The organism is Leptospira kirschneri serovar Cynopteri str. 3522 CT (assembly GCF_000243695.2).
Lineage (GTDB): Bacteria > Spirochaetota > Leptospiria > Leptospirales > Leptospiraceae > Leptospira > Leptospira kirschneri.
In genome coordinates this window covers 37,805-50,527 of record NZ_AHMN02000017.1, presented here as the reverse complement: position 1 = coordinate 50,527, position 12,723 = coordinate 37,805, and the positions used below count along the sequence as shown (strand labels likewise).

10 protein-coding genes are annotated in these 12,723 nt (G+C 36.2%); 3 read left to right on the top strand and 7 right to left on the bottom strand.

The window, feature by feature from the left end:
- The first annotated feature begins 31 nt into the window (after positions 1-31).
- The gene (locus LEP1GSC049_RS209585; protein ID WP_004750276.1) at positions 32-1,861 is read left to right on the top strand and encodes a motility associated factor glycosyltransferase family protein; all 1,830 of its coding nucleotides are present in this window, start codon (positions 32-34) and stop codon (positions 1,859-1,861) included.
- 40 nt (positions 1,862-1,901) lie between these two features.
- Here LEP1GSC049_RS209585 and LEP1GSC049_RS209590 read toward each other — a convergent pair whose 3' ends face one another.
- From LEP1GSC049_RS209590 to LEP1GSC049_RS209620, 7 genes are all read right to left on the bottom strand, one after another.
- Complete coding sequence (locus tag LEP1GSC049_RS209590; protein ID WP_004750351.1) at positions 1,902-2,111, bottom strand: hypothetical protein; 210 nt, start codon at positions 2,109-2,111, stop codon at positions 1,902-1,904.
- Positions 2,112-2,817: 706 nt separating this feature from the next.
- Positions 2,818-3,030 carry a hypothetical protein gene (locus LEP1GSC049_RS209595; RefSeq protein ID WP_004750864.1) on the bottom strand — a complete coding sequence of 71 codons (213 nt, stop codon included), beginning with the start codon at positions 3,028-3,030 and terminating at the stop codon, positions 2,818-2,820.
- Positions 3,031-3,118: 88 nt separating this feature from the next.
- Positions 3,119-3,919 carry a hypothetical protein gene (locus tag LEP1GSC049_RS209600; RefSeq protein WP_004750847.1) on the bottom strand — a complete coding sequence of 267 codons (801 nt, stop codon included), beginning with the start codon at positions 3,917-3,919 and terminating at the stop codon, positions 3,119-3,121.
- Positions 3,894-4,544: a glycerol-3-phosphate 1-O-acyltransferase PlsY gene (plsY, locus tag LEP1GSC049_RS209605; RefSeq protein ID WP_004759316.1), complete on the bottom strand. Its 651-nt coding sequence runs from the start codon at positions 4,542-4,544 to the stop codon at positions 3,894-3,896. Before plsY ends, LEP1GSC049_RS209600 begins: the two co-directional genes overlap by 26 nt.
- Positions 4,541-6,004, bottom strand: coding sequence for a ribosome biogenesis GTPase Der (gene der / locus LEP1GSC049_RS209610; protein ID WP_004750291.1), 1,464 nt, complete (start codon positions 6,002-6,004; stop codon positions 4,541-4,543). The genes plsY and der overlap by 4 nt, the downstream gene beginning before the upstream one ends.
- A gap of 24 nt (positions 6,005-6,028) precedes the next feature.
- The gene (gene smpB / locus LEP1GSC049_RS209615; RefSeq protein WP_004750678.1) at positions 6,029-6,511 is read right to left on the bottom strand and encodes an SsrA-binding protein; all 483 of its coding nucleotides are present in this window, start codon (positions 6,509-6,511) and stop codon (positions 6,029-6,031) included.
- A 529-nt stretch (positions 6,512-7,040) separates the two neighbouring features.
- A complete protein-coding gene (locus tag LEP1GSC049_RS209620; protein ID WP_004777409.1) occupies positions 7,041-10,073 on the bottom strand; it encodes an AAA family ATPase in 3,033 nt (1,010 codons plus the stop codon).
- Between the two features lie 549 nt (positions 10,074-10,622).
- Between LEP1GSC049_RS209620 and LEP1GSC049_RS209625 the strand changes: the two genes are divergently transcribed.
- Positions 10,623-11,723 carry a pyridoxal phosphate-dependent aminotransferase gene (locus LEP1GSC049_RS209625; RefSeq protein WP_004750451.1) on the top strand — a complete coding sequence of 367 codons (1,101 nt, stop codon included), beginning with the start codon at positions 10,623-10,625 and terminating at the stop codon, positions 11,721-11,723.
- Positions 11,707-12,558, top strand: a complete 852-nt coding sequence (locus LEP1GSC049_RS209630) for an A24 family peptidase (RefSeq protein ID WP_004782920.1) — start codon at positions 11,707-11,709, stop codon at positions 12,556-12,558. The genes LEP1GSC049_RS209625 and LEP1GSC049_RS209630 overlap by 17 nt, the downstream gene beginning before the upstream one ends.
- The last annotated feature ends 165 nt before the right edge of the window (positions 12,559-12,723 follow it).

Below are 12,723 nucleotides of genomic sequence, written 5' to 3'. Positions count from 1 at the left end.
GGGCAGGGAATAGAATGCACCCTGGATTATTATGTCTCACAATCTTTCTGAAAAGACAAGAGAAATATTCGGGAAAAAGCCGTACTTATCCCTCTATTTCCAGAGACCTGTAGATCCGGGTCGTAACTTCGACCTCAAACCAGCTAAAAATCCAGAAGAATGGTTTTTAGAATTCAACGGACGCGCTCTTTCCAGCACGATCGCGCCTCGAACCCAAGCACAAAGAATTCTACAAACCCAGAAAATTTCTTCTACGGATCTAGTCGTGCTAATTGGTCTAGGAAATCCACATCTCATTTTTGAAGTTCATAAAAGTCTGGAACCGGGACAGGTTCTTCTTCTCGTGGACGAATATCCGGAACTTATCTTTCCTCTTTGGGATGGAATTTTAGAACCAGTGATGGATGTTCCAGGCAGACATTTGTTTTTAGGTAACTCTGCTTTAAATCTTCTTTGGAATTATTTAGAATCACTTCCGGTGGAACGAGTTTCCGGAATTCGGGTTTTTAGAAATACGGCAAGCACTGCACTCAACGAAACGTATTACAGCGATTTAGAAATTAAAATTCGTAAAATTCTTTCTTCTAAAATGAGCGACCTTTTGACTAAGTTCGAGTTTGAAAGAATCTGGGTTCGGAATACTTTTGTTAACACCGCAAATTTTCCGGATTCTAAAAATCCAAGAACTAGGATCGAGTCATTAAAAGGAAAATTTTTAAATACTCCTGCGATGTTAGTTTCTGCGGGCCCTTCTCTGAGAAGTCAGTGTGAATGGATTTCTAAAGTGAGAGACAAGGTTTTTTTATTTTCCTGTGACACTTCCTTTAAAGCCCTTCTGAAATTCGGTATTGTTCCAGACGGCGTGATCACTTTGGACGCACAGACCCATTCTTTCTTTCATTTTATGGGAGCGGAATCGTCTAACGTGCCTTTGTTTGCCGACTTGGTAAGTTCCCCTTCCATTTTGAGATCTCAAAAATTTACTAAAATTGTACATTCCTTAACCGCCAAATACGTCGTAGACGCAAGCGGTGAACTAAAACGGGAAGTAACTGCTGGTTCTAAAACTGCGGAAAAACTTTTAGGTCCGATCGGAGACATCCAATCCGGCGGAAGTGTGGCCACCACTGCATTTGATCTTTTACGAAACCTTGGATGTAAACCTATCTTTTTAGTGGGCCAAGACCTCGCTTATTCTGGAAGAGAAATTCATTCTACCGGTACTCATCATAACGAAAAATGGCTCACTTTAATTCGAAGAACACAAAGTTTAGAAAAAATCAACGAAATGATCATTCGAAAAAGAGACACTCGTTTTGTTCGGTCCGCAAATGGTGATTTAGTTTTAACCGATTACGTTTTAGATCTTTATAGACATTGGTTTGAAGAATCGTTTCGATCCTTGGACTTTTCCGTCTACAACGTGAATTCTCGCGGTGCCCAAATTGCAAACTGCGAAAACGTTTCTTTGGAAGAAGCAGATCGGATTCTTTCTTCGTTTCCAAATCATAATTTCTTTTGGAAAGAATGGATTCCCTGGAGCGACTACAATTCTCCCGAAATCAGTTTAAAGACCGCAGAAGACTTTCGTTCTAATCTTTTGATAAAAATCCAAAACATTTTGGAAGAATTTTCCGATCCTTCTATTCGAGAAATTTCCTACGATTCAGTTCTTTCTAAATTTAGAACTGCTATCGACAACTGGGAAGATCTTAATTTTTTAATCCGCAAAACCGAAATCTACATCTTACGCCATAAGAACACATTAGACGAAACTAGAAAGAAAAACTTATTTTTAGGTGCCGTTCTAAAGGAATTCTCCAGCCTAAAACGAAAACTTTTATCCGGAATCCGTTCTTAAAAAATTTATATTAGTAAAATATAATTAACTTAAATCCTTTTTATAGTTTAATTTTTCTGCAAAAAATGAAGCCTATTTCTATACTAACGTGAGCAGGACGTAAGGAACCTATGATTCTGAAAAAAGTTGAAATCTTAATTTTATAGATCGATTCTTTAAATGTGGGAACTACTGCAAAACTTCGTTCGGAAAGATATAATTTAAAATCGCAAAAAAGATAAAAAGAGACGTAATCTGTGGGAACTACCACATTTGATTTAAAAATCTATGATAATTTTTTTCAGGCTTTGGAGCGAATTCTAAAATAAAAGTGAGTTACTACTCATAACTAATAAAAGCTAATATTTTGCATGGAATCAGTGTTTTGTGATAGAATTAACAGTACTCAATTTTATAGAGATGAGTAAAAGCTATCTCAAAAATACTTTATCTTTGTTTAAAATGCCGATAATCCTAAGATATTTTTGAGATGGTTTTAGTACAATTATCAGATATTGTAATTTAAAGATGAGCTGTTAAAGACAATAAATTTTTTGAACTTGTGAGAGTTCCCACATTTTAGAAATAAGTCTGTTAAATCTCGAACTTGTAAGAGTTCCTACAGTTTAAAATCCTGTGTCATTGCTTGGCAAATTCGATAAGGAAAATGACTACTGTCTCTTCCGCTTTATTGTTTTGAATAAAGTCGCGATAAAAATTTAAGATACTCAATTTTATAAGGATCAGTGGTAACAAAAGACTAAGGATGAATTTATAAAAACTATATAAAATAGTTTTTTCATTTTTATGATACGCCAAACAAAAATTTAATGCAAAAATTTAACTGGAAGAAGATTTTTTTGGACAATATTGAGCCACTATTGTCTTTAGAACCTAATCACTATAAATATAAGATTATTTTGTTTTTGTTATAAATCTAGTGGCAAATTTTCTTTAACGATTGGATTTGAAAAAAATCAGGCGTTTAAATCGATCAAATAACCACGGCGAACCGCCTGATCATCCGTATTGACTCCTACCTTCGCAATATTTCTTGCTCCCGAGTTTACGCTTTCCAACTCGGCAAGTGGATGTAAACGATCCGGCATATTTCGAATTGTAAATTCAGACTTTGAAAATTGTCTGGCCCCGGTAGAACTCTGAAGTGCGAAGTTAATTTCTTTGAGCATGACTGCGAATTTCCTTTTTATTCAACTGAATACTAAATTTAAAACCTTGTAAAGCAAAATTGAATATTCTCCGAATTCAAATCCATTTCTAAAGTCCGTCAAAATTGAAATTTTCCGGAATCACCATCTCGCCCATTTCTTCTTCGTCTATTTCCATTCTATCGAAACGACCATGACGCCCTTCTCGAGCGTGTTTTTTCTGAATGATAGGTTCTTCCGATTCAGTTACAAAAGTTTGTTTTTGTTTAGAATCCGATTCGTCGTCTTCTTTTACGTCCGTCAAAAGCGAAAAACCTTTTGGTTCTCTTACAAACTCCGGAAAATATTCGTAAAATAATTTCGCAGATACGACCCTAAAACTTGCAGGATACGCGTTCTTATAAGAACTAGAAAGTTCAACATCGGGCAACTGCTGAAATCCTACCCTATCTTCAAAATCGTTAAATTCTTGTTTGGTGAAGACTGGCATCCTTTCCGTAATTAAATCCTTAAGTATGATCCAATCTAACTTAAATCTCATCCTATATCCTTGAAACGCGGAAGATCTTTGAATCAAATTGACCAATCGTTTAAGAGGATAATCTCTTTGTGCATAGGGCCTAAGATAAACGAGTAAATATCTCTGAGAAAATCCAAGAGGTTCCCAAATTCTATCCGGATAAGGTTTTCCTTCCTCCGATTTTAGATCGTCCAAGATGGATTGTAGTTCCGGGACTACTTCGGCTCGATCGGAATAAAATTCCTGCTTTTCTACCTCTCCAAATTCTCCGTAGTAAAGCCATTTGTATAAATCAGCGATTTCAAATGCGGGATGATATTCAAGATACTGTTCTAAAAATCCTATCTTTTCTTCTCTAGTTTTGTTATCGTCGATTTCTCTCTGAATCACCGTCTTGTTCCTCACCTTTGACCGCGAACAGTTCTGATCTGTTTAAGATCCGAATGATATTTTCTCTATGAGTCAGCATGATCCCTAAAGAGATAAACACCATAGTTCCCAAAACCCAATACGAAACTTCTTCATGTAAGAGTAGGATCGTGTAAAAAGCATAAACAAGTGGAAGAGTAATGGAAGCAAAAATTGATCCTAAGGATACAAATTTAAAAAATTTATATACTACCCAAAAAACCAAAACGGCTCCTAAACAAGCAATTGGAGTCAGGACTAAAAAAACTCCGAACGTAGTTGCAACACCTTTGCCTCCCCTAAATCCTAAAAAAGGAGAAAACATATGTCCTAATACGGCACAAACCCCGCAGAACAATTGAAACGGAATCCCTCCTTCCGGAACGTAAACACCCGAAAGATATACCGGAAGCATTCCTTTTGTTATATCCAAAGCTAAAACTACAAAACCGAACTTCCATCCGATCAGACGACCTACGTTAGTCGCTCCTATATTCTTACTTCCTAATTTGCGAATATCCACTCCGGCAAACCGAAGTGCAATCCAATATCCAAAAGGAATCGAACCAGAAATAAAACTAAACAATGCAAAAATTGGAAAATTCATTTTCGATCCGATCGAAACTCCAATCGAACCGGAATTCCTTGAAGGTCGTAGGTTTCCGTGAGTTTCTTTTTCAGAAAAGTAACTAAATTCGATTTAAAGTATTCTACGTGATTTACAAACAAAATGAGATGAAAGGGAGAAGTGGACACTTGTGTACAATAAAGCATCTTAGGAGGTTGATGTGCAGAAAAAGATCTTCCCGCAAGTCCCATCCAGTTTTTTAGATTTTTATTAAGTTCGGAAGTACTTACTTTTCTGTTCGATCTGGAAGCCAAATCGAACGCAAGATCCAAAAGTTTATGAACCCTGAGCCTTTCGGTCGCGCTGATTGTAAGAATGGGCACTTCGTTTAATAACGGAAAACGACTGTATAGTTTTTCCTTATATTCTTTAAAAGTTTTATCGGTTTTATCTTTGATCGAATCCCATTTGTTGACCGCAAGCAAAAATGGTTTTCCTTTTTCTTGAAGGAGTGAGGTGATCTTTTTATCAAAATCCCCAAACCCTTTTTTTGCGTCCAAAAGATGAATTACCAAATCGCTAGATTCTATCACCTTGATAGTTCTTTGATAGGAATAAAACTCTAGGGCTTCCGCGGTTTTACTTTGTTTTCGAATTCCAGCTGTATCCGTCAGAAGCAAACGTCTATCACCAAATTCTAATAGAGTATCTACGGAATCACGGGTAGTTCCCGCTACGTCACTTACCACAGCACGCTCATAACCACAAATAGCGTTTAAAAGACTGGATTTTCCAGAATTGGGTTTTCCAATAATCGCAAGTCTAAATTCATAATCCTCTTCCGCCAACGGAAGAGGTTGTGCGCCTTTTTTTTTGGAAGATGAAATTTTTTCGATCCATACTTTTCCCGGTTTTTCATTTAAGAAAAACTTAATTTTCTCAAGTAGAAGACCTAAATTTTTTCTTCCAATCGCAGAAATCGGCAATACTTCCGAAAGTCCCATCCTATAAAATTCTTCCAGATCGAACTCATCTAGTTCCTTGTCCGCTTTGTTGACACAATAGATGATCGGTTTGCCAGCCACACTATCTTCTCTTCTTAAATAATTGAGAAGGCCGTGGTCCGCCGTAGTAATCAAATTTTTATCCAGTAAAAATACGATCACATCCGATTCCCTCAATTGTCTATAAGCAGCTTCTAATATAGTTTGAGAAAGCGAATCGGGATTTTCTATGTCAAGCCCGGGAGTATCACAAAGATAAAAATCCAGATCCTTGTCTTCTTGATAAATTCTTGCGGAAAGAACGTCACGTGTCACACCTGGATAGTCTTCCGTAATCGCCAGTTTTTTCTTTAAGAGAGAATTGAATAATGTAGACTTACCTACGTTTTGTCTTCCAACGATCGATACGACCGGTATTTTTTCTCCCGGTTTTTTATAGGGAGCTTTTACAGTTAAAACTTCTTCGGAGATTTCTTTTTTTACGGCTTTAGCCATTTTGATCCTAATTTTTGCGGCCGTTCATTGATAACGATTGGATGATTTTAGCGCTCGCGCGATTTCTTGTTGTGCGTCTTTTTTTTGTAAATCGTCCCGTTTATCATGTAACTTTTTAGGTTTACCTACTGCAATTTCCACTTTGACTCTCAGATTATTTTTAAAATAAACTTTAGTAGCAACTAAAACCAAACCCTTCTCCTTTACTTGACGTTCTAACTTTTCGATTTCCTTCTTATGTAGTAAAAGCTTTCTAGGTCTGATTTCGGGATGATTTGCATATCCTCCGTTTTTATACGGAGCAATGGAAAAATTTTCTAAAAACACTTCCCCATTTTTGACCTTTGCAAATGCGTCCGTTAGATTTCCTTTTTTATCACGTAGACTTTTAACTTCAGATCCGGACAATACGATTCCCGCTTCGATAAATGAAATTAATTCGAAGTTGAATTTCGCCTTTTTATTAACTAGCGGGGAATGCCCAGATTCTTCTTTTTTCTTTGCCATATTTTTTATGAAACCGGCGGTTTAATTTATATCAATTTAGGAAAGAAATTCTTTCCTAAATACCGTTATGCAGCCTTTATAAAAACTCTTAAAAAATTAAAGTCCTTTTTTAGTTCGCCGTTCTTTACCTTGAAACAATTTTGGTTGATTCGATTTCTTTGCTTCCGGTCCTTATTTCAAACCATTTTGACTCTTCGTTAATAAAACCTTATCGTGGGAGTTCCCACAATCGCATCCTTTTTTTACGTCTACAAACGGCAATTTCTGTAGAAAATGTGGGAACTCACATATTTTGGAAAAGATCCAAAATCTTAGGACAAACTTTGAGTTCTTTCTAAATTTATTAAACCCAAAGTAACCAATTTTTACGACTGTGCCCACGATAACTTCCCCATAATCTTCAATACTTTTAAGTTAAATTGAGAATACTCTTTGTCTGAATCTATGTCTCAAATCTTCAAAATATATCCAAGCATCACTCGTTTACAACTGTGTTTTTGTTTCGTCTCTTTACCTTAGAGCTCTTAGCTCAATTCCTCATACTATGATGAGTCAGAATCAATCTGCCTAGCTCCGTTCCAATCAGATTTGGCATATTGTAAAAATTATCCGAAGTAATCTGGACGGAATCCTGAAATAAATGTTCCGCAATGTATCTTCTTCCGAGCCCTACTCCTAAAAATACGTAGTTTCGATTTTGGTTTTTTAGAATTTCTGCATGTAGTTTACGATTGTCCCTGGAATTGATTTCATCGGCAACTTCCGCCTTACCTCTTTGTCCTCTAAAATCGGAAATCATCACCACAATTTTAGTTTGTGCTTCCGGAGAAAAATACGATTCCACTTTTTCAAGAAGTTGATATTCCTCCACCGAATCTCCCTGCCAGTCGGTTCTCAGATAATTGAACATCTCTTCTTCCTTAGTTTCGTCGTAAACTTCGTCTAAACGTTTAATTGGAATTAGATCGATCCTATCTTTTTTATTATTTCGATCCGAATACGCATGGATCGAAAAATCAACTTCATGTTCGGCTAAAATATAAGCCGAAGAAAGCATCGCTGAAATTACCGCGACCGCATATTCAAAGTTAAAGATTCTTCTAGACTTAGAAACAAGAAACGCAACTTCCACACCTTTTAGTTTTTCTTCGTTCTTGTCTATGATCGTACGATCAAATACTTTTGAATCCCCTCTTCCGGATAAAAAGGAAATATATTTCCTAGTATCGATTCGATTTCCTTCGTTTCGATACATTCTAGTAATATCTATTTCCGGATCAAAAAGTCTATCTAAGTTGAGTTCTATTTCTTCGAGACTTTGCCCAAATACTTCTTTAAACTCTTTTAAAGAAACTTGAATTGTGTATTCCCAAAGTATTTTACGTTTGGCAAGAAATTGTTTATAAAGTTCTTCCGTGCGATAACCCCAGGCTCCTCCTCCACCCGCAGGCTCCCCCTGCCCTTGATTACCTCGAGTATCCTGACCATACCAGGCATCGGCTCCTTCCTTAGTTTGTCCCCCAGTTTCAGGAGTATCTATCTCGATTCCTCTTTTAAGAGGATTACCCGAGTTGAGAAGTTTTGCCTTTCCGGTTAAGGCTTCTCTTTTATGAAGTTCCGGATCCCACCAACGTTTTTTTTCAATGTCTGTGGCCGTTGTCAGAGTTTTTTTTTTCTTATCCTCAAGAACCTTGAAGAAATCGGATTCTATTTCGATCCCAGAAATTTGGAAATCCAGAATTTTTTCGAGTTCCATTCTTTCCTTTGGATCTGCGATCTGATTTGTATAAGCGATCTTTCCGCCTCGAACCGCGGTTTCTTTTAGACCAGTCTCTCCGCCTTTCTCTTCCGCATAACGTAGAATATGGTCTTTCCAAAAAAGAAGATTAGAAAGTCCGAATAGATACGGTAATAAATTAGCAGAACCGATCGTTCTTTTTTTAGCGAGATCTCGTATCTTCATGTGAAAATTCACCATCTTCAAGATCAAACTATTACCTGGAAGATAAAATGATAGTATTTCGGTTAACGTATTTTCATCTTCAAGATCCGGAAACAATACGCTCGTAAAACGGTTTCTAAACGCTCTGGAAATGGTAGGGTTGGATTTAGATTTTCGGAAAAGTTTAAGAGCGAAAATTCTGGAACTTTCCGTCAGTTGAACAGGCTCGCTGTTCCCACTTTCCGGAGGAAGAGTAAGAGAACGAGCGTCGTCAGTCAACATATTCAATTTTTCTACTAGTTCCGCGCCGGCCGCTTCTAAATTGGAGATGAGTATATTTCCACCTTCCCGAATTCCACGAGTAAGCGGGCCGTCCACCCAATCCACTTTGGAACCGTCAATAGGTTTCAAGGCTCCTATGATGTCAGAAGTATGAATTCCTTTACAAAGACTTACCGTTTCCAACGGCAATCCAGAAATTTCGGTAAACAGAGGAAGAAGAATCTGTGGATCCTGCTCTTCCGAATATTCGATCAATACGTTTTCTTGAAATTGAACTGCAGTAAAAATTTTCTCGGAAAACTCCCTGAGTTTTAAAGGAAGTGGAACTTCGTTTAACAATTTTTTTGCCTTATTTTCATCGGCGACAGGAATCATTTTATCGTTACAATAGAAAAATCCTTTATGAACTTGAAAACTAGGCTCTGGAAATTCTGGAACCGTTTTTAAACCGGATTCGCCTAACAACAATTCAATTTGAAATTCCCTATCTTCCTTTTTACGAAACGGCTCCACGTAAAAATTCCAGAATTCCCTAAATTGAAGTTCGCTTGTGTCCGCTTTTAAACCGATCAGACGATTACAAAGTTTTTTTAAATTTCGAATATTAAAATGATATTTTTCAAGATCACCTTTTCCGAGTTTGCCGGTCACTACCCTATTTTCCGTTTCCAATGAAATTCTAATACAAGATCGAAGTAAAGATTCACTTAGAGCCGGATACAATTTTTTCAAGATAAATAGAATTTCATCGGGAGTATGAGGATCTATAAAAACAACCGAGAAAAAACGAGTAATGTCAAACGGAAGAGGTTTTCTTCCTTCAAAACCTTCCGATGGATTTTGTGTTCCTATAAAATTAAAACCTTCCCCACAGTGAATTTTAGAACCGTCTCCTTCGATTAACTCTAAATAGGCGGACTCATAAACCGTAGAAAATCGTTTGATGATATGAGGAGGACAAAGATTCATTTCGTCGGCTACAAAACTATAACCAGAACGGATCGCAGAGGTAAGAGGTCCGTCCGACCAGACAAACCCTCTCCCATCCATCAAAATTCGATACGAACCGATCAGATCTTCCGGAAGAGTGTCTTCGTTAAAACTAAATCTTGCAGTCTGATGTTTTCTTTTGTGGTTAATGTAATAGATGAGTGCGTTTTTTCCGACTCCCGCGTCTCCTACGAGTAGGATCGGCTTCCCTTCCAGCAAAGGATAAAGAATATTAGATAGATTACGAACGGTAGAATCGGTCTCGACTAGATCCGATCCGAGACTAGTTACTTTGATTCCGGATTTTGAAACCGGAATATTCAGTCCGGCAATTTTTACGGTTTCCATAACTCAAGTATTCTCCTACAGGAGTCTCTGGCAACCGGAATTCTTAGTAATTAAAAATTCAAATCTAATGAACAGATGAGAAAGTTATGCTCTATTATCATATTCCGTTAAACAATCCAAAGAGGAAATCTAAAATCCATACTCTATAAAAAGACTTTTCTCAAAAATATTTTCAAAAAATACTCTATGATTTTTTAAATAAAAATTTAGTATTTTTAAAACAATTTTTAATTGTCGATCTTTAGAAATCACAAACAATAAAAATACATTCTAATTTTATGATATACTACTCGTTTCTATAAAATCGAGTACCCATGTAATACAATTTGATTATAAAAAACAAAACTAAGTTTTAAATCAAAGTTTTATTTTATGATTTGCGAAAGTGTATCTATAAATATTTTTATAAATTCGAGTTCAATCTAGACTTCTGCAAAAATCCAAAATGGAATCAACTCTCAAAAAGTACATCGTTAAAGTAGAGTTAGATCTCTAATTTTATATAAAACATTGACTACTAAACCTATCTTCTGCTATCAAGTTATTCGTATGTTAGAATATGTTTTAGCCAATCGTATCCAAGGTTTAGATACTTCCGCAATTCGCAAAGCTTTTGAACTTGCTGGAACGCTGAAAAATCCGATCAACCTTTCCATCGGACAACCCCATTTTCCCTGTCCTTCGAATATTATAGAAGCCGGATCTAAAGCTTTGAAAGAAGGTAAAACCGCCTACACTCTTACCGGAGGAATTCCTGAATTAAAAAGTGCACTTTCTGAAAAATACAAAAATGAAAACGGAATTTCCTACGCAAAACCAGAAAGGATTTTAGTCACATCTGGAATCAGTTCTGCATTTCTTCTTTTATTCAACGCTTTGTTAAACGAAGGTGACGAATGTTTGGTAGTAACTCCTCACTTTTTGATGTATCCGGCCTACATTAAAATTTACGGAGGTAAGATGAATTCGATTCACGAGTCCTTCGAACCGGAAGAGTTAAAGGAATTTGTAAATAAAAAACTTAAGATCATTATCTATTCTTCTCCTTCTAATCCTACTGGAAAAATTCTTTCTAAAAAACAACTGGAAGCTCTCGCTGAACTTGCCGAAAAAACGGGAGCTTATCTGATTTCGGATGAGATCTACGAAAAATTCGACTACGATAAAAAATTTATTTCGGTTGGTTCTTTTTATGAAAAGACGATCACACTTTCAGGTTTTTCTAAAACATATAGTATGACCGGACTTCGTCTAGCATCCATACTGGCTCCAGAACCTATTACAAAAACCTTAACTACTTTACAACAATATACTCTTGTATGCGCTCCTTCTGTAACTCAATGGATGGGTATCGAAGCACTTAAAACCGATATGAGTTCTTACATTACAGATTACAAAGAAAAAAGAGACTTTGTTTTTGAATCTTTGAAAGGTCATTACGAAATTACAAAAAGTGAAGGCGCATTCTACTTTTTCATTAAAATCAAAGAAAAGGACGAAGACTTTATCCTAAAAGCGGTTAAAGAGAAAGAATTGATTTTAGTTCCTGGATATATTTTCACCAGTTCTAAAAATTACATCCGAATCAGTTTTGCATCCGAATGGGAAAATCTAAAACGGGGAATCTCGGCGCTTGTTGATCTCGCCTGATTCTTTTTCCTTTTGGGTAATCCTCTGTTTCGGAAGTTTAGGAGCGGCTTCCCTAGGAAGTTTTTATGTTACTTTAGGTTTTAGAATATTAGAAACCTATTATGGAAAAGTAAGGAAGTTATTTTCACCTTTCGAAAAATGGAAGTACATCCTCACCAGACCAAGTTCCTGCGACCACTGTGGTAAAAAAATACGTTATCCGGAGCTGTTTCCAATAATCGGTTTTTTTATCTCCAAAGGTATATGCAAGTATTGTAATAAAAAAATTTACGTTTTGTTTCCTTTGATCGAATTTTTATTCGTTTGTATTTTTGTTTTTTGTTTTATCATAACAAAAAATGTTCCATTTAGTTTTACATTTCTTTTTTTATGTGGGCATCTTCTGATCTCTTGTTTGACGGATGCGTTCCATTTTTCCTTAGATTATGAAAATCTTCCCTGGATTTTATGTTTTGGAGTCATCTCCATTTTTCTTTTGGACGGTAAACTTCCGGGCCTAAACGATTTATTTGTGTTAGGTGGTTTTTTTGTCACGTTTTTGATTTTATTTTTTTTCTTTCCAGGAGGGATTGGATTCGGGGACGTTTTATTTGCACCCGTTTACGCATTTCTTGCAGGCCATCCTTGGTGGATGTTTTTTTTAAACGCTTCTTATATTCCTGCCGTCTTGTTCACAATCATTCTCAGAGAAAGAGGGAAAAGTATCCGTAAAACTCCGATTCCGATGGGATTGTATTTTGGAATAGGATTGTTTTTTACTTTTTTGAGTAGAGTTTTTTTTGAATCTGATCTGGCCCCGTTTACCTTATTTTCAGAATATTCAAATCCTGATTGATCTTTTACTCAAATTTACATTAAAAATACATAATATTTTGTTCCAAAATAAAAATAGGATTTTGTGCCCAATATTTATGGCGCTCAATTTTATAGAGCCCGGTAGTATATAAAATTTTTATTACAAAAACACATTCTGATTTTTTTTGGATAACTTGATAGTATC